General features: G+C 70.6%; 19 protein-coding genes. 7 read left to right on the top strand and 12 right to left on the bottom strand.

Features of this window, described 5'->3' with window-relative positions:
• Nucleotides 1–10 precede the first annotated feature (10 nt).
• The 4 genes from BO39_RS11445 to BO39_RS11430 all read right to left on the bottom strand — a co-directional run bounded on the left by BO39_RS11445 (nt 11) and on the right by BO39_RS11430 (nt 4,332).
• A complete protein-coding gene (locus tag BO39_RS11445; RefSeq protein WP_043833149.1) occupies nt 11–997 on the bottom strand; it encodes an NAD-dependent epimerase/dehydratase family protein in 987 nt (328 codons plus the stop codon).
• Between the two features lie 6 nt (nt 998–1,003).
• Nucleotides 1,004–1,984, bottom strand: a complete 981-nt coding sequence (gene gmd, locus BO39_RS11440) for a GDP-mannose 4,6-dehydratase (RefSeq protein ID WP_043833148.1) — start codon at nt 1,982–1,984, stop codon at nt 1,004–1,006.
• 87 nt (nt 1,985–2,071) lie between these two features.
• The gene (locus BO39_RS11435; protein WP_043833147.1) at nt 2,072–3,238 is read right to left on the bottom strand and encodes a glycosyltransferase; all 1,167 of its coding nucleotides are present in this window, start codon (nt 3,236–3,238) and stop codon (nt 2,072–2,074) included.
• The gene (locus BO39_RS11430) at nt 3,235–4,332 is read right to left on the bottom strand and encodes a glycosyltransferase family 4 protein (RefSeq protein WP_245615114.1); all 1,098 of its coding nucleotides are present in this window, start codon (nt 4,330–4,332) and stop codon (nt 3,235–3,237) included. Before BO39_RS11430 ends, BO39_RS11435 begins: the two co-directional genes overlap by 4 nt.
• A gap of 104 nt (nt 4,333–4,436) precedes the next feature.
• Between BO39_RS11430 and BO39_RS11425 the strand changes: the two genes are divergently transcribed.
• Both BO39_RS11425 and BO39_RS11420 read left to right on the top strand, forming a co-directional pair.
• Nucleotides 4,437–5,900 (top strand): leucyl aminopeptidase family protein, encoded by a 1,464-nt coding sequence (locus tag BO39_RS11425; protein ID WP_245615113.1) that lies wholly within the window; start codon nt 4,437–4,439, stop codon nt 5,898–5,900.
• A 49-nt stretch (nt 5,901–5,949) separates the two neighbouring features.
• The gene (locus tag BO39_RS11420) at nt 5,950–6,363 is read left to right on the top strand and encodes a MarR family transcriptional regulator (RefSeq protein ID WP_043833146.1); all 414 of its coding nucleotides are present in this window, start codon (nt 5,950–5,952) and stop codon (nt 6,361–6,363) included.
• Nucleotides 6,364–6,392: 29 nt separating this feature from the next.
• Here the strand turns inward: BO39_RS11420 and BO39_RS11415 are convergent, their stop codons facing one another.
• From BO39_RS11415 to BO39_RS11385, 7 genes are read right to left on the bottom strand one after another with little or no spacing between them, the layout of a single operon-like run.
• Entirely contained in the window at nt 6,393–6,809 is a 417-nt protein-coding gene (locus tag BO39_RS11415) for a hypothetical protein (RefSeq protein ID WP_043833145.1), read from the bottom strand.
• Nucleotides 6,806–8,413: an ABC transporter ATP-binding protein gene (locus BO39_RS11410; protein WP_043833144.1), complete on the bottom strand. Its 1,608-nt coding sequence runs from the start codon at nt 8,411–8,413 to the stop codon at nt 6,806–6,808. The genes BO39_RS11415 and BO39_RS11410 overlap by 4 nt, the downstream gene beginning before the upstream one ends.
• A complete protein-coding gene (locus BO39_RS11405) occupies nt 8,410–9,447 on the bottom strand; it encodes an ABC transporter permease (RefSeq protein ID WP_043833143.1) in 1,038 nt (345 codons plus the stop codon). Before BO39_RS11405 ends, BO39_RS11410 begins: the two co-directional genes overlap by 4 nt.
• On the bottom strand, nt 9,444–10,541 hold the full coding sequence (locus BO39_RS11400; RefSeq protein WP_043833142.1) for a microcin C ABC transporter permease YejB: 1,098 nt from the start codon (nt 10,539–10,541) through the stop codon (nt 9,444–9,446). The genes BO39_RS11405 and BO39_RS11400 overlap by 4 nt, the downstream gene beginning before the upstream one ends.
• A 3-nt stretch (nt 10,542–10,544) precedes the next feature.
• A complete protein-coding gene (locus BO39_RS11395; RefSeq protein ID WP_245615112.1) occupies nt 10,545–12,422 on the bottom strand; it encodes an extracellular solute-binding protein in 1,878 nt (625 codons plus the stop codon).
• 16 nt (nt 12,423–12,438) lie between these two features.
• Nucleotides 12,439–13,212, bottom strand: coding sequence for an inositol monophosphatase family protein (locus BO39_RS11390; protein ID WP_043833138.1), 774 nt, complete (start codon nt 13,210–13,212; stop codon nt 12,439–12,441).
• A gap of 13 nt (nt 13,213–13,225) precedes the next feature.
• Nucleotides 13,226–13,756 (bottom strand): c-type cytochrome, encoded by a 531-nt coding sequence (locus BO39_RS11385; protein ID WP_043833136.1) that lies wholly within the window; start codon nt 13,754–13,756, stop codon nt 13,226–13,228.
• A gap of 188 nt (nt 13,757–13,944) precedes the next feature.
• Here BO39_RS11385 and BO39_RS11380 point away from each other — a divergent pair, with 188 nt between their 5' ends.
• The 5 genes from BO39_RS11380 (at nt 13,945) to BO39_RS32560 (ending at nt 18,394) form a co-directional block, all read left to right on the top strand.
• Nucleotides 13,945–14,706, top strand: a complete 762-nt coding sequence (locus BO39_RS11380; RefSeq protein ID WP_043833134.1) for a 3-deoxy-manno-octulosonate cytidylyltransferase — start codon at nt 13,945–13,947, stop codon at nt 14,704–14,706.
• Between the two features lie 21 nt (nt 14,707–14,727).
• A complete protein-coding gene (locus BO39_RS11375; RefSeq protein ID WP_211257433.1) occupies nt 14,728–15,594 on the top strand; it encodes a prephenate dehydratase in 867 nt (288 codons plus the stop codon).
• Nucleotides 15,595–15,697: 103 nt separating this feature from the next.
• Nucleotides 15,698–16,801 (top strand): TRAP transporter substrate-binding protein, encoded by a 1,104-nt coding sequence (locus BO39_RS11370; protein WP_156963652.1) that lies wholly within the window; start codon nt 15,698–15,700, stop codon nt 16,799–16,801.
• Nucleotides 16,802–16,888: 87 nt separating this feature from the next.
• The gene (locus tag BO39_RS11365) at nt 16,889–17,695 is read left to right on the top strand and encodes an undecaprenyl-diphosphate phosphatase (protein WP_043833132.1); all 807 of its coding nucleotides are present in this window, start codon (nt 16,889–16,891) and stop codon (nt 17,693–17,695) included.
• Nucleotides 17,696–17,809: 114 nt separating this feature from the next.
• Nucleotides 17,810–18,394, top strand: coding sequence for a hypothetical protein (locus tag BO39_RS32560; RefSeq protein ID WP_043833130.1), 585 nt, complete (start codon nt 17,810–17,812; stop codon nt 18,392–18,394).
• A gap of 118 nt (nt 18,395–18,512) precedes the next feature.
• Here the strand turns inward: BO39_RS32560 and BO39_RS11355 are convergent, their stop codons facing one another.
• Nucleotides 18,513–19,160, bottom strand: coding sequence for a CoA transferase subunit B (locus BO39_RS11355; protein WP_043833128.1), 648 nt, complete (start codon nt 19,158–19,160; stop codon nt 18,513–18,515).
• Nucleotides 19,161–19,167 lie beyond the last annotated feature (7 nt).

Below are 19,167 nucleotides of genomic sequence, written 5' to 3'. Positions count from 1 at the left end.
GGGTCGGTTTCTACTCGCCGGCCGCGACGCGGCTGCGCCAATCCGCCAGCACGGTCTCCAGGGTCTCCTCCCAGGGGATGGTGGGGGACCAGCCCAGCGTCTGGCGCGCCAGGGTGGGATCGCCCTGCACGCTCTCGACATCGGTCGGCCGGAGCCGTGCCGCATCCTGCTCCACGCTCGCCTCCACCCCGGAAAGGCGGAGCAGGGTATCCAGGATATCGCCGATCCGGCGCGGCTTGCCCGAGCAGATGTTGAGGGCGACGCCCGAGGGCAGGGATTCGATCTTCGCGAGCGCGGCCACGTAGGCGGAGCAGACGTCCCGCACATCCAGGAAGTCGCGCCAGCGGTCGAGCGCGCCGGTCCGCAGGACAGGCGGCTGCTGCCCGGCCTCGATCCGCGCGATCTGGTGGGCAAAGGCCGCCACTGCGAAACCGTCCGCCTGGCCTGCTCCCGTATGGGTGAAGGCGCGCAGGCGCACGACGCGAAGGCCCCGCAGCGCCATCTCGCCCATGGCCAGGTCCGCCGCCGCCTTGCTTGCGGCATAGGGGTTGGCCGGGGCCAGCGGCGTGTCCTCGCCGACGGGTTGGCCCGACTGGAAGGCAAGGCCATAAACCTCGCCCGAGGAGGCCATCAGGAAGGATGCGCGGGGTGCCGCCTGGAGCACCGCCTCTCCCAGTGCCACGGTGCCGAGGACGTTGGTGCGCCAGACCGCCAGCGGGTTGCGGAAGGAGGCGCCCACATCGGCATAGGCCGCGAGGTGGAGCACGGCGTCCGGCCGCACGGCCGCCACGGTGTCGGCCAGCGCCGGCGCCTCATCGACATCGAGGATGACCGTCTCGTCCGCACCCGCCGCGGGGCCCTCGCTCGCGCGGCGCCTCGCCCCAACGAGCACGGCCTCCGGGAAGGCCTGCCGCAGCGAGACGAGCAGGTGCTGGCCGACGAAGCCGCCGGCACCGGTCAGCAGGATGCGGGCGGGACGCCCCGGGCGCCCAGACATGGGCGCTCAGCGCTGCCGAGCGCGGTGACGGGCGAGGTCGGCCTCGACCATCTCCTTGATCATGTCCTCGAGGCTCGTCTCCGGCGTCCAGCCAAGCTTGGCGCGCGCCTTGGACGAATCGCCGAGCAGCACGTCCACCTCGGCGGGGCGCATGAAGGCCGGATCCACCTTCACGAAGGCTTCGTAGTCCAGGCCGACATGGGCGAAGGCGATGCGGCACATGTCGCGCACGGTGACGGTGCGGCCGGTGGCCACGACATAGTCGTCGGGCACATCCTGCTGCAGCATCAGCCACATGGCCTTCACGTAGTCCCGCGCATGCCCCCAGTCGCGCTTGGCGTCGAGGTTGCCCATGGGCAGCTCCTTCGCCAGGCCGAGCTTGATGCGGGCCGCCGCGTCCGTGACCTTGCGGGTGACGAACTCGATGCCGCGCAGCGGGCTCTCGTGGTTGAAGAGGATGCCCGAGGAGGCGTGAAGGCCGAAGCTCTCGCGGTAGTTCACGGTCATCCAGTGGCCGTAGAGCTTCGCCACGGCATAGGGCGAGCGCGGGTAGAAGGGCGTCTTCTCGCTCTGGATCGGCTCCTGGATGAGGCCGTACATCTCGGAGGAGGAGGCCTGGTAGAAGCGCGCGCCGGGAGTGGCGAGGCGAACCGCCTCCAGGATGTTGCCGGCGCCGAGGGCGGTGACCTGCCCGGTGAGCAGCGGCTGGTTCCAGGAGGTCTTCACGAAGGACTGGGCGCCGAGGTTGTACACCTCGTCCGGCTTCACCTCCTGCAGGATCCGCAGGAGGGAGGAGAGGTCGATCAGGTTGCCGTCCATCATCCGCACCTGCCCGGCAATGCCGAGCCAGCGGAGGCGCTCGTCGATCACGTCACCGGACGAGGAGCGGCGGAGCAGCCCAAAGACCTCGTAGCCCTTCTCGAGCAGGAGTTGCGACAGGTAGGCCCCGTCCTGTCCGGTCACACCGGTGATGAGCGCGCGCGGCATGTTATCCAGTTTCGCTGGTGATCAAGCCGGGTGCCTTTAGCGGCCCTGCCCCGTGCTTGCTAGACCACCCTTTCTCCAACGTTAATTTCAATAACCCGTCAGTTCCAGCGCCTGCCGGTAGTCGGGTGGGGGAAGGCGTATCGGCGGAGGGCGGCGAAGAGCCGGATCGGCCGCGATGCGGCGCAAGGCGGCGGCGGCTTCGTCGACGTCGGGTTCGGCCCAGCAGGTTTCCGGCATGTCGTAGGTTTCCTGCGGATCCCGCGCAGGGACGAGATGCCAGCCCACGGGGTGGCAGCCGGGCCCCGTCATGAAGTCAGTATTCCCGGACCATCCGGTCGCGACCACCGGGCGGCCGAGTTCCATCATCTCGGCGATCGCAAAGCCGAACCCCTCTGCGCGGTGCAGAGAGAGCAGCGTGTCACTTGTGGCCATCAATGCCCAAAGGTCGTTCCGCGATAGGGCCGCATCGATGACTCGCACATTCAGGCGCGCCGCCGCGGCCTCCGCGACCCTTGCCCAGCCGCTGCCAGCCTTGTCCGTACCATGCGTCTTTATCACCAAAACGTGATCTTGTGCGTCACCGAAGGCCCGTGCGTGGGCCTCGATCGCGCCCAGAGGGTTTTTGCGGGCGAGGGACGACGTGGCGTCGAAGACCACGAGCGTGACGAAGGCCTCTTCCGGCAGGCCGAAATCCTGTCGGCCCAGCGCGGAGGGCGCCGGCCGAGGAAGCGGATAGGGCACGACCCGGACTGGCGGGCCATGCCGGCGGCGGCAGGCTGCCGCGACGAATTCCGTGCCGACCCAGATGGCGTGGCAGGCGGCGAAACCCCGGTCCCAGTCCCGGGGGACCTGCGGCAGTTCCCAGTTCCACACACCGATGACCCGCTTCCCCGCTACCGCCCGCCGCCCGAGGGAGAGCAGCGCCCAGGGCAGCATCGGGCCGTTCACATGGACCAGCAGCGTTCCCGGCCCGGCCGGCACAACAGGCGGCGGCCCGGCCGGGCCCTGGCGCAGCGGTCCCGTCAGGTCCGCTTCCCCCACCTCGAAGCCCTGGTCGCGCAGCCCTGCCGCCAGACGGCGCGTCGCGGCGCCGAGGCCGGTCGTCGCGCCGAAATAGCCGGCGACAGTCAGCGGCAGGGAGGGGGGCGGGGCCGGGCGTGCGATCCTTGGCGCGAGGGCGGCGGTGAGGGTGAAGAGCGCCTCCCGTCGCGCCCCTCGCGGCAGGCGCGACCAAACCGATCGTAGAAGGCTCATCCGCGCATCTCCGGCAGGCGCCGCAGCCAGGCGAGCAGCGTACGGGCCTGGGCATTCCAATCGGTCAGCACTGCTCCGGCCGAGCGGGCGCCGGCGGAGAGGGCACGGCGGCGCGCGGGGTCCAGGATGGCCGACATCGTCTCGGCCAGGGCGGGGGCGGAGGCGTCGCGCGCCACGAGGCCGCTTATCCCGTGCTCAAGCTGCGCCGACAGGCCGCCCACCGGCGTCGCCACCACCGGGACACCCATCGCGAGGGCCATCGGCAGGACACCAGACTGGCTGGCCTCGCGATAGGGCAGAACGACCGCGCGCGCCGTGGCGAGGAGGGACGGCAGCTCGCTGTCCGGCACCCAGCGCGGCTCGACCGTCACACCCGGCAGGGCGGAGAGGCCGGGCGCGCAGCCCTCCACATCCCCCTCTCCGACGACCCGCAGCGTGACGCCGGGATGGCGCGCCCGGAGGGCGGCGAAGGCATCGCGGAGGAGGTCCAGCCCCTTGTAGGCGCGCACCCGGCCGAAGAAGAGAAAATCGGTCACGGGCGCCGCCGCCCCCTTGTCGCCGACGGGAAGATGAGCCCCCAGCGGCAGGCGCAGGATCGGCAGGCCGGGGCGGCGGGCCGCCACCGCCTGCGCGACGCTCTCGGAAAAGGCGACCGCCCCCGAGGCGGCGTTCAGCTCCTGGCGCAGGCGCCAGTCCCAGGCGAGGGCGGGGTCTCCGGGATGCGGCAGGGCGTCGTGCACGATACTGACGAAGGGAATGCCCGCCCGCGGCAGCGCCCCCGCGACGAGCGGCGTCCAGACATGGTTCATGGCGGAGACCACCACCTGGGCCCGCGTGGCAACGGCCTGCGCGACCAGCCGACGCCGGAGGACTGGTAGCCGCACGAGGCCGAGGGCCGCGCCTGCCGCGCCATCGAAGGTCGGCACCGCGTCCAGGGAGGCGCCGAGGGATCGCGCCTCGGGAAGCAACGCGTTGCGGTCGGCCAGCGACAGGGCGAGCTCCGTTCCCGGGGATCCCGCCAAGCCGCGCGCCAGGCAGAGGGTGAACTGGGCCCCCCCGCCGCGACGCCCCCAGTACCAGAGCAGGATCCGCATCAGGCCGGCCCTATCATCGGTCGCCGCCCGGCGAAAGCGCCCCACCGACGGCTTGGCGCGTGCCGATGATTGGTGCATAGCATATCAAGGACTTGGCCTCGGAAGTGACGAGGAAGGGTGATGATATACAATCCCAGGTTGCAGCACCTCTCGACCCTGACCTGACCTGGGCGCTTGCCCGGGAGGGCGATGTCGCGCGGCCGGTCCATGCCGTAACGCAGGATGGGCTGGCCGGGTGGTTAGCGGGGCTCGAACCGGCTGTCGCGGCCTTCCTGCGCGAGAGCGGCTTCACGGCAGAAGCGGGACGGGTGCTTCTCCTGCCGGGTGGCGCGGGCGTCTCGGCGGCGGTGCTCGGCCTCGGAAAGGGGGATGGTTCCCCCTGGCCCTACGGCGCCCTGCCCTTCGGCCTGCCGGAAGGCACCGTCTGGCGCCTCGGCGACGGCTGCGACCCGGCCGCCGCCACCCTGGGCTGGATGCTCGGCGCCTATCGCTTCGCCACGCACAAGGCTCCGGCGCGGGCGCCGGCCCGGCTGGTACCGCCCGAGGCAGAGGAGGCGCGCGTGCTGGCGGAGGCAATTCTCCGCGCGCGGCAACTCATCAACCTGCCCGCCGCCGATCTGGGCCCCGCCGAGCTGTCGGATGCGGTGCGGCGCCTGGCCGAGCGCTGCGGCGCCGAGTTCGAGGAGGTCGAGGGCGAGGCCCTCGTCAGTGGCTTCCCCGCCGTCTCCGCAGTCGGTGCCGGCAGTCATCGCGCGCCCCGCGTCGCGATCATCCGCTGGGAAGGAGCGCCGGACGCGCCGCTCGTGGCGTTGCTCGGGAAGGGCGTCTGCTTCGACACGGGCGGCCTCGACATCAAGAGCGCCGACGGCATGAAGCGCATGAAGAAGGACATGGGCGGGGCCGCCATCATGCTCGGCCTGGCCGAAGCGCTGATGCGCCTGCGCGCGCCCGTCCGCCTCCTCGTCGTGATCGGCGCAGTGGAGAACGCGGTTTCCTCCACCGCCATGCGGCCGCTCGACGTGCTGCGCACGCGGGCGGGGCTGACCGTGGAGGTGGGCAACACCGATGCCGAGGGCCGGCTGGTCCTGGCCGACCTGCTCTCCTTCGCCGCGGAGGCGCGGCCGGCGCTGATGCTGAACGCGGCCACGCTAACCGGCGCCGCGCGGGTGGCGCTCGGCCCCGACTTGCCGGCGCTGTTCACGAATAGCGAAGCAGTGGCAAGCGCTCTATCCGCGGCGGGCGAGTCATGCAACGACCGCGTCTGGCGCCTGCCTCTACACGATGGTTACGCATCCTGGCTGGAGAGTTCGGCGGCCGACCTAGCCAATGTTGGCAGCCGACCAATGGCGGGAGCGATCGTCGCGGCACTTTTTCTTCACCGCTTTGTTCCGTCGGGCATACGTTGGGCGCACCTCGACGTTTACGCCTGGAACGATTTCGCGAGGCCCGGTCGGCCAGAGGGTGGCGAGGCGACAGGGCTCCGGGCCCTGCATGCTGGCCTGATGACCCTGCTGCCCCTCCTGGCGGAGCCGGACCGGTCCCCGCAGGTAGGTGGGTTGGGCGGTTGATCTGAGACAGAGCGTTCCCGGTTGGGACGCCTTGAGAAGGAATACCCCGATGCCCGTGCAAGGCACACCGGACCAGTTCGTCGGCATTCTTCGGGACACGATCGTCGCCCTCGTCCGTCGGGATGGACCAGATCTTTCGGCGCGGCAGCTCGGCGTATTCCTCACGGTCTATCTTGGCGAGGGACCCCATACGGTCCGCGGGCTTGCCGCCTCACTCAATGTCTCGAAGCCCGCCATCACCCGCGCGCTGGACCGGCTGGGGGAACTGGACTTCGCCCGCCGCAAGACGGACCCGCAGGACCGGCGCTCGGTGCTCGTGCAGCGCACGGTGAAGGGCGCCGCGCTGCTCCGCGAGATGCGCACGATCATGGGCGAGGCCGCCGCCTCCTCCGATGAGACGAAGGAGGCGAGCGCCACGGCGCAGGCCGTCAGCAATGTCATGCCGGCCAAGCGCGCCGGCTGATGCCCGGTGGGCGAAAGCCCTCCTGCGCCTCAGAGTTCCGGCAGTTCACGGACGAAGGCGCGCCAGTCCTGCCGCTTCGCCGCCGCCAGCTCCGTTCCGTCGGGCAGCTTGGCATAGAGGCTGAGGACGCCCTTGACCCAGAGGGCGTCGAAGGCCGCCTCGCTCGACAAGGCGAAGGCGGCGCTCCGGTCGAAGACCCCGTCCCGCACCTTCGGCAGCACCTTCACGATCCACCAGGCCGAGCCGGCTGCGAGGACGGCGAAGCCCACCCATGTGTGGATGTAGAGCGTGGCCAGCAGGCTCACCACGAGCAGGATGGCGGGGATCGTGACGTTCTCCATGCTGCGATAGACGGGAGAGCCCGGCGCGTTCATCTGCCGGATGTTGATGCCCAGCTTCACCTTCTCCGCGCTCAGCAGCCCGCGCAGGCGTTCCAGTTCGCTCATGTTCCCACCCCCGGCTCGGCCCGCAGATCGAAGGCGGCCTCCATCAGGGCGCGGGTGTAGGGCGCCCGGGGCGCGGAGACCACCTGCTCGGTCTCGCCTTCCTCGACGAAGCAGCCGTCCTTCATCACGACGATCCGGTGGGCCAGCGCCCGGACCACCCGCAGGTCGTGCGAGATAAAGAGATAGGCTAGGCCGCGCCGGGCCTGCAGGTCGCGCAACAGGTCCACGACCTGCGCCTGCACGGAGACGTCGAGGGCGCTGGTCGGCTCGTCCAGCACCACCAACTCAGGCCCTAGCACGAGGGCGCGGGCGATGGCGATGCGCTGGCGCTGCCCGCCGGAGAACTCGTGCGGGTAGCGGACGGCAGTGGCGGGATCGAGCCCGACTTCCCTCAGTGCATCCGCCACGCGGGCCTCACGCTCTGCGCGCGCGAGGCCGGGCTCGTGAACCGCCAGCCCCTCCCCCACGATCTCGCCCACGCTCATCCGCGGCGAGAGGCTGCCATAGGGATCCTGAAAGACGATCCCCATCCGCCTCCGCAGCGGGCGCAGCGCGGCCCGGGAAAGGCGCTGGATGGGCGCGCCATCGAGCCGCACCTCGCCTTCCGACCTCTCGAGTTGCAGGAGGGCGAGGCCGAGCGTGGTCTTGCCGCTGCCGCTCTCCCCCACGATGCCCAGCGTCTCGCCGCGGCGGAGTGACAGGTCCACGCCGTCCACGGCCTTCACCTGGCCGACCACGCGGCGGAACAGGCCGCGGCGAATCGGGAAGTGGACGGTCACGCCCTTCGCCCGCAGGATCTCGGGGGCGTCGGCCGGCAGGGCCGGGGCACGGCCGCGCGGCTGGGTCTCAATCAGCATGCGCGTGTAGGGATGCGCCGGGTGGGCGAAGACCTCGGCGACCCCGCCCTGCTCCACGGCACGCCCGTCCTTCATCACCACGACGCGGTCGGCATGGCGGCGGACGATGGCGAGGTCGTGTGTGATCAGGAGCAGGGCCATGCCCAGTTCCCGCTTCAGCCGGGCCAGCAGTTCCAGCACCTGGGCCTGGATGGTGACGTCCAGCGCCGTGGTCGGCTCGTCAGCGATCAGCAGGCGGGGGTCGTTGGCAAGGGCGATCGCGATCATCACCCGCTGCCGCTGGCCGCCCGAGAGTTGGTGGGGATAGGCGTCCAGACGCTCCGCGGCGGCACCCAGCCCGGCGCGCTGGAGCAGCTCGATTGCCCGCGCCCGCAGCGCCGCTCCGCGGAGAGGCCGATGCAGGGTCACCGCCTCGGCCACCTGCCGCCCGACGGTGTGCAGCGGGTTGAGCGAGGTCATGGGCTCCTGGAAGACCATGCCCGCCACGCCGCCGCGTAGGCGTTGCAGCTCGGCGGCGGGGGCGTTCAGCACGTCCACCCCATCCAGCGCGATGTGCCCCGCCGGGTTCGTGCCGCCCGGGCCGAGAAGGCGCAGGCAGGAGAGGGCCGTCACGCTCTTTCCGCTGCCGCTCTCGCCGACCAGGGCGAGGGTCTCGCCGGGGTTGAGAGCGAAGGAAACGCCCTGCACGACTGTCTGGCCGCGGAAGGCGACGGAGAGGTCGCACACATCGAGCAGCGGCGCGCTCATCGGCTCCCCCCCGGCTGCTTGCGGGGATCGAAGGCGTCCCGCACGGCCTCGCCGATGAAGGCGAGCAGGGTAAGCATGCCGCCGAGCACCACGAAGGCCGTGATACCGAGCCAGGGCGCCTGGAGGTTGTTCTTCGCCTGGGAGACGAGCTCCCCTAGGGAGGGCGAGCCGGGGGGCAGGCCGAAGCCTAGGAAATCGAGGCTGGCGAGGACCGTCACGGAACCGGCGAGGATGAAGGGCAGCATGGTCAGCGTGGCCACCATGGCGTTGGGCAGGATGTGGCGGGCCATAAGCCGGGCATCCGAGACGCCGAGCGCGCGAGCGGCGCGGACGTAGTCGAGGTTGCGACCGCGCAGGAATTCCGCCCGAACCACGCCCGTTAGCGCCATCCAGGAGAAGAGGAGGAGGAAGCCGAGCAGCGAGAGGAAGCTTGGCTCGATCACGCTGGCCAGGATGATCAGGAGGAGAAGCTGGGGCAGGCCTGACCAGATCTCGATCACCCGCTGGAAGATGAGGTCCACCCAGCCGCCGTAATAGCCCTGCACCGCGCCGGCCACGACGCCGATGACGGATGAGACGATGGTGAGCGTGAAGCCGAACAGGACCGAGATGCGGAAGCCGTGGATGACGCGGGCCAGCACGTCGCGTGCCTGATCGTCCGTGCCCAGCAGGTTGCGAGCGGATGGGGGCGAGGGCGCCGGGCGGCCAAGGTCGCGCACGACGGTGCGGTGGCTGTAGCGGATCGGCGGCCAGAGGGCCCATCCGCGCTTCTCCACCTCCTCGGTCAGGGCCGGGTCGTGCCAGTCGGCGGCGGTGGGGAAGCCGTCGCTCAGCAGGTCGCTCTCGGCGTACTCGACGAGGACGGGGAAGAACCAGTGGCCCTCCACCTTCGCCACGATCGGCCGGTCGTTGGCGATCAGCTCGGCGAAGAGGGTGATGAGGAACAGCGTGCCGAAGATCCAGAGCGACCACCACCCCCGGCGGTTCGCGCGGAAGTTCGACAGGCGGCGTCGGGTGAGCGGCGAGAGGGTCAACGGCGGGCGCTGAAGTCGATCCGCGGGTCCACCAGCGTGTAGCTGATGTCGCCCACGATCTGCATGACGAGGCCGAGCAGGGTGAAGATGTAGAGGGTGGCGAACATCACGGGATAGTCGCGCCGGATGGCCGATTCGAAGCCCAGCAGGCCCAGCCCGTCGAGGCTGAAGACGATCTCCACCAGCAGCGCGCCGGTGAAGAGGATGCCGATGAAGGCGGCGGGAAAGCCCGCGATGATCAGCAGCATCGCGTTGCGGAAGATGTGCCCGTAGAGCACCCGCCCCTCCCCCGCCCCCTTGGCGCGGGCGGTCAGGACGTACTGCTTGTTAATCTCGTCGAGGAAGGCGTTCTTCGTCAGCATCGTCAGCCCGGCGAAGCCGCCCACCACCAGGGCGATGGTGGGCAGCACCATGTGCCAGGCGTAATCCGCCGCCCGCTGCCAGAAGGGCCAGGCCTCGCTGCCGCTGGTGGTCAGCCCGCGCAGCGGGAACCACTGGACGAAGGAGCCGCCGGCGAAGAGCACGACGAGCAGGATGGCGAATAGGAATCCGGGAATGGCGTAGCCGAGCAGCACCACGCCGGAGGTCCAGGCATCGAAGCGCGAGCCGTCCCGCACGGCCTTGCGGATACCGAGGGGGATGGAGACGAAGTAGATGATGAGCGTGGACCAGAGCCCGAGGGAGATCGAGACCGGCAGCCGCTCGAGGATGAGGTCCAGAACCGGCCGCCCGCGGAAGAGCGACTGGCCGAAGTCGAAGCGCAGGTAGTTGCCGATCATCTCCGCGAAGCGCTGCGGCGCCGGCTTGTCGAAGCCGAAGCTGCGCTCGATTTCCTTGACGATGGCAGGGTCCAGGCCGCGGGCGCCGCGATAGCCGGAACTGCCGGAATCCTGGTTCGAGGAGGGCGCGCGGCCCTCCACGTTGCCCTCGCCCGTCAGCCGGCCCATCGTGCCGCCGCCGCCCGAGCGCAGCTCGGCCAGCAACTGCTCCACCGGACCCCCGGGGGCAAACTGGATCACCACGAAATTGATGAGGATGATGCCGAACAGGGTTGGCACCAGCAGCGCGAGCCGCCGGAGGAGATAGGCGCCCACCGATCAGGCCGGGGAGCGCCGGGCCGAGGCGAGCGCCGCGTCACGCGCCGGGTCGATCCACCAGGCCTCGAAGCCAATGTCGTAGCGCGGGTTGCGCGTCGGCCGGCCGAAGCGGTCCCACCAAGCGATGCGGAAGACGCGGCTGTGATAGTGCGGCACGACGTACTGCCCCCAGAGCAGCACGCGGTCGAGCGCGCGGGTGCGGGCGATCAGTTCCGGCCCGTCCGGGGCCGCGACGACCAGCTCCACGAGCGCGTCCACCACCGGGTCCTTGATGCCGATGGTGTTCTGGCTGCCGGGCTGGTCGGCCTTCGCGCTGGACCAGTAGTCGCGCTGCTCGTTGCCGGGGTGCAGGCTCTGCCCGAAGCTGTCGAGCGTCATGTCGTAGTCGAAGTTCTCCACCCGCACCTGGTACTGCGCGAGGTCGATGGTGCGGACCCGCGCCTCCACGCCCAGGCGCTGGAGGGACTGGACATAGGGAAGAGCGAGCCGCTCGAAGGTGGCGTCGCTGAGCAGGATCTCGAAGGTGAGCGGCTGGCCCCCGGCGTTGACCATCCGCCGGTCGCGGATGGTCCAGCCGGCCTCGCGCAGCAGTTCCAGGGCGCGGCGGGTGTTCTCGCGGTTGTTGCCGGAGCCGTCCGTCACCGGCACCCGGAAGGGCTCGGTGAAGAGGCGCGCGGGCAGCTTGTCGCGGAAGCCTTCGAGGATCGCCAGTTCGCGCCCCTCCGGCAACCCGCGGGAGGCGAAGTCCGAATTGGCGAAGTAGGAGGTCGTGCGCGCGTAGGAGTCGTAGAACAGGTTCTTGTTCATCCACTCGAAGTCGAAGGCCAGCGCCATGGCCTCCCGCGTGCGGGCATCGGCGAAGATCGGGCGGCGCAGGTTCATGATGAAGCCCTGCATGCCCGCCGGAAGCTCGTGCTTCAGCTCGTCGCGCTTCACCTGCCCGCGCTGCACCGCCGGGAAGTCGTAGAGCGTGGCCCAGGAGCGGGCGATGTTCTCCTGGCGGAAGTCCACCCCCCCGGCCTTGAAGGCCTCGAAGGCGACGGTGGCGTCACGGAAGTACTCGTAGCGGACCACATCCACGTTGCGCGTGCCCCGCATGGTCGGCAGGTCCCGACCCCAGTAGTCGGGCACCCGACGGAAGACGACCGAGCGTCCTGCCTCGAAGCGCTCCAGCCGGTAGGCGCCGGAGCCGAGCGGGATTTCGAGGCTCGGCTGGGCGAAGTCCCGTCCCTCCCACCAGTGCTTCGGCAGGATGGGGAACTGGCCGAGGATCTGCGCGAGTTCCCGGTTGCCGTCAGTCCGGAAGCGGAAGGTGACGCGGCGCTCCCCCTCGGCTTCTGCCCCTGCCACGTCGCCGTAGTAGTTGCGGTAGCGGGGGTGGCCTTTCTCTATCAGGGTCCGGAAGGTCCAGGCGACGTCCTCGGCGGTGATCGGACGGCCGTCATGCCAGCGTGCGCCCTCCCGCAGCTCGAAGGTCACGGAGCGGTTGTCCGCCGGCAGCTCGATAGCGCCGGCAAGATGGCCATAAGCGGTGTTCGCCTCGTCGGAGGCGCCGACGAGCAGCGTGTCGTAGAGCCGGCCCAGGCCCGTGGCCGCGGTGCCCCGCAGGATGAAGGGGTGCAGGCTGTCGAAGGACCCGAGCGCGGTCTGCGCCACCTCGCCTCCCTTCGGCGCCTCGGGATTCACCCAGGGGAAATGGGTGAAATCCGCCGGCAGCGCCGGTTCCCCGAGAAGGGACAGCGCGTGGACGCGGCGCGGCCCGGCCACAGGCGGCGCCCCCTGGGCCAGGGCAGGCAGGGCGGGCAGTCCGGCGGCAAGGCCGGTGGCGAGGAGGGTACGGCGGCGCATGAGGGGGAGAGTGGGGGCTAAAGCCCGCATGCTCAACAGCCCGCCCTCAGGCGGAAAGTAACGCGACGCAGGCGGGCAGCAGGGCCGGGTCGCCCACGGCCAGCACGTCGCCTGATGAATCGAGCGTCAGCGGGCGGCCGGCATGGTCGGTCACGCGCCCTCCCGCCCCCTCCAGCACCGGGACGAGCGCCCCCCAGTCCCAAGGCTTCATCGTGTCCTCGACGACGATATCGACAAGGCCCAGGGCCATGAGGCCATAGGCGTAGCAGTCCCCGCCCCAGGTCGTGCGGCGGGCGGCGCGGCGGAGCGCCTGGAAGCCTGCGTCCTTGCCGGGCGGGAAGATGTCGGGGCTGGTGCAGGACAGCTCGGCGGCCCCGATCTCTGGACAGGGGCGGCAGCCGACCTCCCCGCCCAGCGGGCCGCGGAAGGTGGTGCGGCGCCCCTGGACCCCGATCCAGCGCTCCCCGGTTGCGGGCTGGTCGATGAGGCCGAGAACGGGCCGACCGCGGTGGAACAGGCCGACCAGCGTGCCGAAGAGCGGCCGGCCGGTGATGAAGGCGCGCGTGCCGTCGATCGGATCCAGCACCCAGACCCATTCGGCGTCCGGGCGGTCAGGGCCGTACTCCTCCCCGATCACGCCATGGTCTGGGTGGTGGTGGGAGAGGTAGTCGCGGATCGCGCGCTCGGCGGCGCGGTCCGCCTCGGTCACCGGGCTCGCGTCGCCCTTCGCCTCCACGAGGAGGGGGGAACGAAAAAGGGGGCGGATGACCGCCCCCGCCAGGTCCGCCGCGGCCTCGGCCGCGGCGACCATCCCGTCCATCAGCCCGGCGCCCTCAGGGCAGCGGAACCGGGTTCGCGGAAAGCGAGCGCAGGTAAGCGATCACGTCAGCCCGCTGCTTCGTCTGGTTCAAGCCGGCGAAGGCCATGCGGGTGCCGGGCACGGCCGCGGCGGGCTTGTTGAGGAAGGCGTTCAGCGCCTCGTAGTCCCAGGTCTTGTCGTGCAGGCCCTTCATGCCCGCGGAGTAGTTGAAGTCCTCGCGGTGCGCGTGGGGTCCGCCGACCACGCCGTAGAGGTTCGGGCCCACGGCGTTGCGGCCACCCTCGTTGAAGCTGTGGCAGGCGGCGCAGACGCGACCTGCCAAGGCGCGGCCGTCCTCGACGCTGGCGCTGGCGAGGAGAGGCGCGATCGGCTCGAGCGCGGGGGCAGCCGCCGGGGCGGCGGCCTCGACGACCTCGCCGGTGGCGATGGCAGGCTTCTCCAGCCGCTGCGGGTGCACCACGATGCCGCCGACCAGGCCGGCCACCATGAAGCTGATGCCGGCGGTGAGCACCGCCGCAAACGCCTTGTTCGTCTCGAGGCTCATACGCGCTGCCAAGTCCCGTGCTGTGCCGCATCTAACGCCTGGCCGTCCGCGCGTTTGCGCGGCCTTGCCGTCACGGCTAGAAGCCGGCGAACCATAATGTTCCCAGGTCCCCGCGACAACCCGTGGCCGTCCAGCGGGGTGTCCCGGTCGGACCGGGGAGATGGGGTCGCCGTCGCGAAGGGCCAGCCTTGAAGCCGATTATCCTGATCCCGGCCCGCATGGCCTCCACCCGCCTCCCGGGCAAGCCCATGGCCGACATCCACGGCCGCCCGATGATCGTGCACGTGCTGGAGGCGGCGCGCGCCGCCGGGATCGGGCCCGTGGCGGTCGCCTGCGACGCGCCGGAGATCGAAGCGGCCGTCCGGGCGGCCGGCGGCACCGCTGTGATGGTGGCGGAGGACCTGCCTTCGGGCACCGATCGGATCGAGCGCGCCCTGGCTCTGCTGGACCCTGGCGGCACCCATGACGTGGTGGTGAACCTCCAGGGCGACCTGCCGGCGATCCCGCCCGCCCTGCTCCAGGCGGTGCTCACCCCCCTGAAGGAGCCCGGGGTGGACATTGCCACCCTCGTCGCCCCCATCGTCAACGCGGAGGAGGCGGCGGCGCCGAGCGTGGTGAAATGCGCCTGCGCCTTCGCGGCCGGGCAGACCGTGGCGGCGGCACTCTACTTCTCCCGCGGCTGCATTCCCTCGGGGGAGGGGCCGCTCTGGCACCACATCGGCCTCTACGCCTTCCGCCGGACCGCCCTTGCTCGCTTCGTCGCCCTGCCCGCCAGCCCGCTCGAGAACCGGGAGAAGCTCGAGCAACTCCGTGCGCTGGAGGCGGGCATGCGTATCGCCGTCGCCCGCGTGGACCATGCCCCCTTCGGCGTGGACACCCCCGCTGACCTCGCCCGCGCCCGCGCCGTCCTGCATCCCGGCCTGGCAGCGCAGCGGTCCGACCAGAAATAAAAGCCAGGGAACAGCCCCCTCGTGACCCAGACCTCGGCCAAGACCATCGCCTTCCAGGGCCTGCCCGGCGCCTATTCCGACCTTGCCTGCCGGGCGGCCTATCCCGGCTGGACCACCCTTCCCTGCCCCTCCTTCGAGGCGGCGATGGCTGCGGTGCGGGAGCACCGGGCGGAACTGGCCATGCTTCCCTGCGAGAACTCCCTCGCCGGCCGGGTGCCCGATATCCACCGGCTGCTGCCGGACTCCGGCCTGCACGTCGTCGGCGAGCACTACGAGCGGGTGGAGCATTGCGTCCTCGCCCCGGCCGGCGCCACCATGGAAACCATCCGCCGGGCGCATTCCCACCCGGTCGCCCTCGGCCAGGTGCTGAACCTTCTTCGCGACAGGCGCTGGGAGGCGGTGATCGAGGCCGATACGGCCGGCGCCGCCCATCTCATTGCCGAGCGCGGCGGGGTGGAGGACGCAGCCATCGCCTCGTCGTTGGCCGGCGAGATCTACGGCCTGCAGATCCTCCGCCGGAACGTGGAGGACGAGGCGCACAACACGACCCGCTTCTACGTCATGTCGCGGGACCCTATCCTTCCGCCGGTCACGGCGCCGGACAGCGTGACCACCTTCGTCTTCCGGGTCCGCTCCGTGCCCGCGGCCCTCTACAAGGCGCTCGGGGGCTTCGCGACGAACGGCGTGAACATGACGAAGCTCGAATCCTACATGCTCGACGGTCGCTTCACCGCGGTGCAGTTCCTCTGCGACGTGGACGGCCACCCCGACCAGGCGCCGCTGCGACGGGCGCTGGAGGAGCTGCGCTTTTTCTCGCGGGAGGTGCATGTCCTCGGCTGCTACCCGGCGCATCCCTACCGGCATGAGCAGGCCGAGGCGGCCGAGTAGGCGCGCGGGGAAGCGGGCGGGGCGCCGATCCCGGCTTCCGCGCCGCCCGGCCTTGCCGTAAGCAGTCCCCAAGCAAACCGTCCTGGGAAAGGAACGTCTCCGCATGACCTCTCGCGTGAACCGCCGCGCGCTGCTGACAGCCGCCCCGGCCGCCGCCGTGCCGATCGCCCTCGCCGCCCCGGCGATCGCCCAGACCAACCCGGAGGTGCGCTGGCGCCTCACCTCCTCCTTCCCGCGCAACACCGACATCCTCTTCAGCACCGCCGAGACCGTGGGCCGGCGCGTGGGCGAGCTGACCGAGGGCAAGTTCCGCATCACCGCCTTCCCCGGCGGCGAGATCGCCCCGGCCCTTTCCGCCCTGGATGCCGTGCAGTCGGGCAGCATCGAGTGCGCTCACACCGCTTCCTACTATTACATCGGCAAGGATCCGGCCCTCGCCTTCTTCACGGCCGTGCCCTTCGGGCTGAACGCCCGCCAGAACACCGCCTGGCTCCGCTTCGGCGGCGGGCAGGAGCTGATGAACGAGATGATGCGCGAGTACAACGCGATCGCCTTCCCCTGCGGCGACACGGGCGCGCAGATGGGCGGCTGGTTCAGGCGCGAGATCCGCACCGTCGATGACGTGAAGGGCCTGAAGTTCCGCATCACCGGCCTCGCCGGCCAGGTGTTCCAGCGGATGGGCGCGACGGCCTCGGTGGTCCCGGCCTCGGACATCTACTCCTCGCTCGAGCGCGGCACGATCGACGCGGCCGAGTTCGTCGGTCCGCACGACGACGAGAAGCTCGGCTTCGCGCGCGTGGCACCGAACTACTACGCCCCGGGTTTCTGGGAGCCGGGCGCCCGGCTGCACTTCATCGCCAACCAGCGCGCCTACGACGCTCTGCCGGCCAACTACAAGGCCGCGATCGCCGTCGCCTGCGCCGAGGCGGATGCCGAGATGGTGGCCAAGTACGACGTCGCGAACCCGCTGGCTCTGCGCCGGCTGGTGGCGGGCGGCGCGCAGCTCCGCTTCTGGTCCCGCCCGATCCTCGAGGCCGCCTGGCGCGCCACCAACGAGGTGATGGACGAGCTCGCCGGCAAGAACGAGCGCTTCAAGAGGATCCTGGAAAGCCATCGCCGCTTCCGCGACGACGTCTACACCTGGCACCGGGTGAGCGAGAATTCATTCGACAACTTCGCCTTCACCGCCTCCCAGACGGTGCGCTGAGCGGTCCGAGAGGTTAAGGGGGATGGGGTGGGGCCGGGGGCTCCGCCCTTTCCTGTTTCACCCATCCCCCTGCCCTGACGGAACTTCATGGACATCGCCGGTTTCCTGTCCGCCCTGCTGATGGGCGCGGTGGAGGGGCTCACCGAGTTCCTGCCCATCTCCTCCACGGGCCATCTCATTCTTCTGCGGGAGCTGATCGGCTTCCAGGGCCCGCCCGGCAATGTCTTCGAGATCGCCATCCAGCTCGGCGCGATCCTGGCCGTGGTGGTGGTTTACTGGAACGACCTGTGGCGCATCGCCGGCGGCATGTGGCGGCCGGGGACGCTGGAGCGCTACTCCGCCACGAACATCCTCCTCGCCTTCCTGCCGGCCATGGTCATCGGGGCGCTGCTGCATGGGCCGATCAACCGGCTGCTGTTCAACCCCTGGGTGGTGGCGGTCGCCCTGGTGGTCGGCGGTGTCGCCATCATCCTGATTGAGCGGAAGCGCCACGCGCCCACGATCGCCTCCGTGCCGGAGATCGGGCCGATGGCCGCCCTGATCATCGGCTTCGGGCAGGTGCTGGCGATGATCCCGGGCACCAGCCGCTCCGGTGCCACCATCATCACGGCGCTGCTGCTGGGGGTGGAACGGCGGGCGGCGGCCGAGTTCTCCTTCCTTCTTGCCATCCCGACCATGCTGGCCGCCACGGTCTTCAGCCTGTGGAAGGCGCGGAACGACCTCGACATTTCCAGCCTTGGGCAGATCGGCGTGGGCTTCGCGGTGGCCTTCGTCGTCGCCCTCGTGGTTGTGCGGGCGGTGCTGGCTTCTATCTCCCGGATCGGCTTCACCCCTTTCGGCTGGTATCGCATCGGCCTCGGCGTCATTATTCTGGTGTGGCTCTCGCTTCGCTAAGGCTGTGTCCTGCCGGCAAGCCGCCGGCAAAACCTCGCCTGAGCGCTTGCCAGACCTTACGGGCCGGGACCGATTTGACGTATCGCCCGCCTAACGGGTCAGAGGAGAGGGGACATGTCGGAGTCGCGGGCAGGCAAGAGACTGCGCGTCACCCGCTGTGGCCTTCTCGGGACAGGGCTGCTCGGCTTGTGCTTGGTGGCAATGGGCCGCCCGGCCGGCGCGCAGAGCTGGCCCAGCGATGCCGGCCCGAGGGGCGATATGCTCGGCCTCACCCTTCGCCAGTTCGAGCGGCTGGACCCACCCCCGATCGAGGCCGTCTCCCGCGCGGAGCGGGTCGTGCCGAACCTTTCGCCGGCTGACCTGATGCCGAGCGGCTCGGTCGATGTTGGGCTTCCGGTCGTCGGCCGTCCGCTTGCGGCACCGGGGAGCGGCCGCGCGCATCGCCCCGCCCTGGCCGCGCGACGGCCCATTCTCCACCGGCAGGCTCGCGGCGGAACGCCGGCCGCGCGTCCGGTGGTTCGCGCGGCCGGCGAGCGCGAGAAGGAGCTATCCCGCGAGCTGGCCGACCGCGACCGTCAGATCCGGGAGCTGCGGCGCGAGATCGACGACGGCCGCCAGAGGGAACAGGAGCCGCGCGGCCTTGGCAGCAGCCTTTTCGGCGTCAATCCGGCCGCCGCGGCTACCGTAACGCCGCGCTGAGGCACGCGCGGCAGCCTGAATTTTCAGCAGGAGGCATTCACGGCCGAGGCGGCGGGAGCGCGGCGCGGCTGGGATTGCCCCAGTGCAGGTCGGGGCACCGGAGCGCCCCGAACGCGGGTCAGGCCGCCAGCAAGGCCACCTCGTAGTCCGCCTCGGTCTTGGCGCGCACCTCTTCCTCGGTGACGCCGGGCGCCAGCTCGATGAGGCTCATCCGCCCGGCCGCCTTGTCGATCGCCATGACGCAGAGCTCCGTCACGACCATGTCGACCACGCCCTGGCCAGTCAGCGGCAGGGTGCAGGCGCGCAGCAGCTTCGGCTTGCCGCCCGCCGTGTGCTCCATCAGCACCACCACGCGCTTCACCCCGGCCACCAGGTCCATGGCGCCGCCCATGCCCTTCACCATCTTGCCCGGGATCATCCAGTTGGCGAGGTCGCCGTTCCCGGCCACCTGCAGGGCGCCGAGGATGGACAGGTCGATATGCCCGCCGCGGATCATCGCGAAGCTGTCCGCCGAGGAGAAGAAGCTCGTGGTCGGCAGCTCGGTGACGGTCTGCTTGCCGGCGTTGATAAGGTCTGGGTCCTCCTCGCCCTCATAGGGGAAGGGGCCCATGCCGAGCATGCCATTCTCGCTCTGCAGCTGGACGGAGACGCCCTCGGGGATGTGGTTCGCGACCAGGGTCGGGATGCCGATCCCGAGGTTCACGTAGAAGCCGTCCTCCAGCTCGCGCGCGGCGCGGGCGGCCATCTCGTCGCGGGTCCAGGCCATGGCCGGA

Origin of the sequence: Roseomonas aerilata DSM 19363 (assembly GCF_000711725.1) — a bacterium.
Taxonomy (GTDB): domain Bacteria; phylum Pseudomonadota; class Alphaproteobacteria; order Acetobacterales; family Acetobacteraceae; genus Roseomonas; species Roseomonas aerilata.
This window is presented reverse-complemented; position numbering and strand designations above follow the sequence as displayed.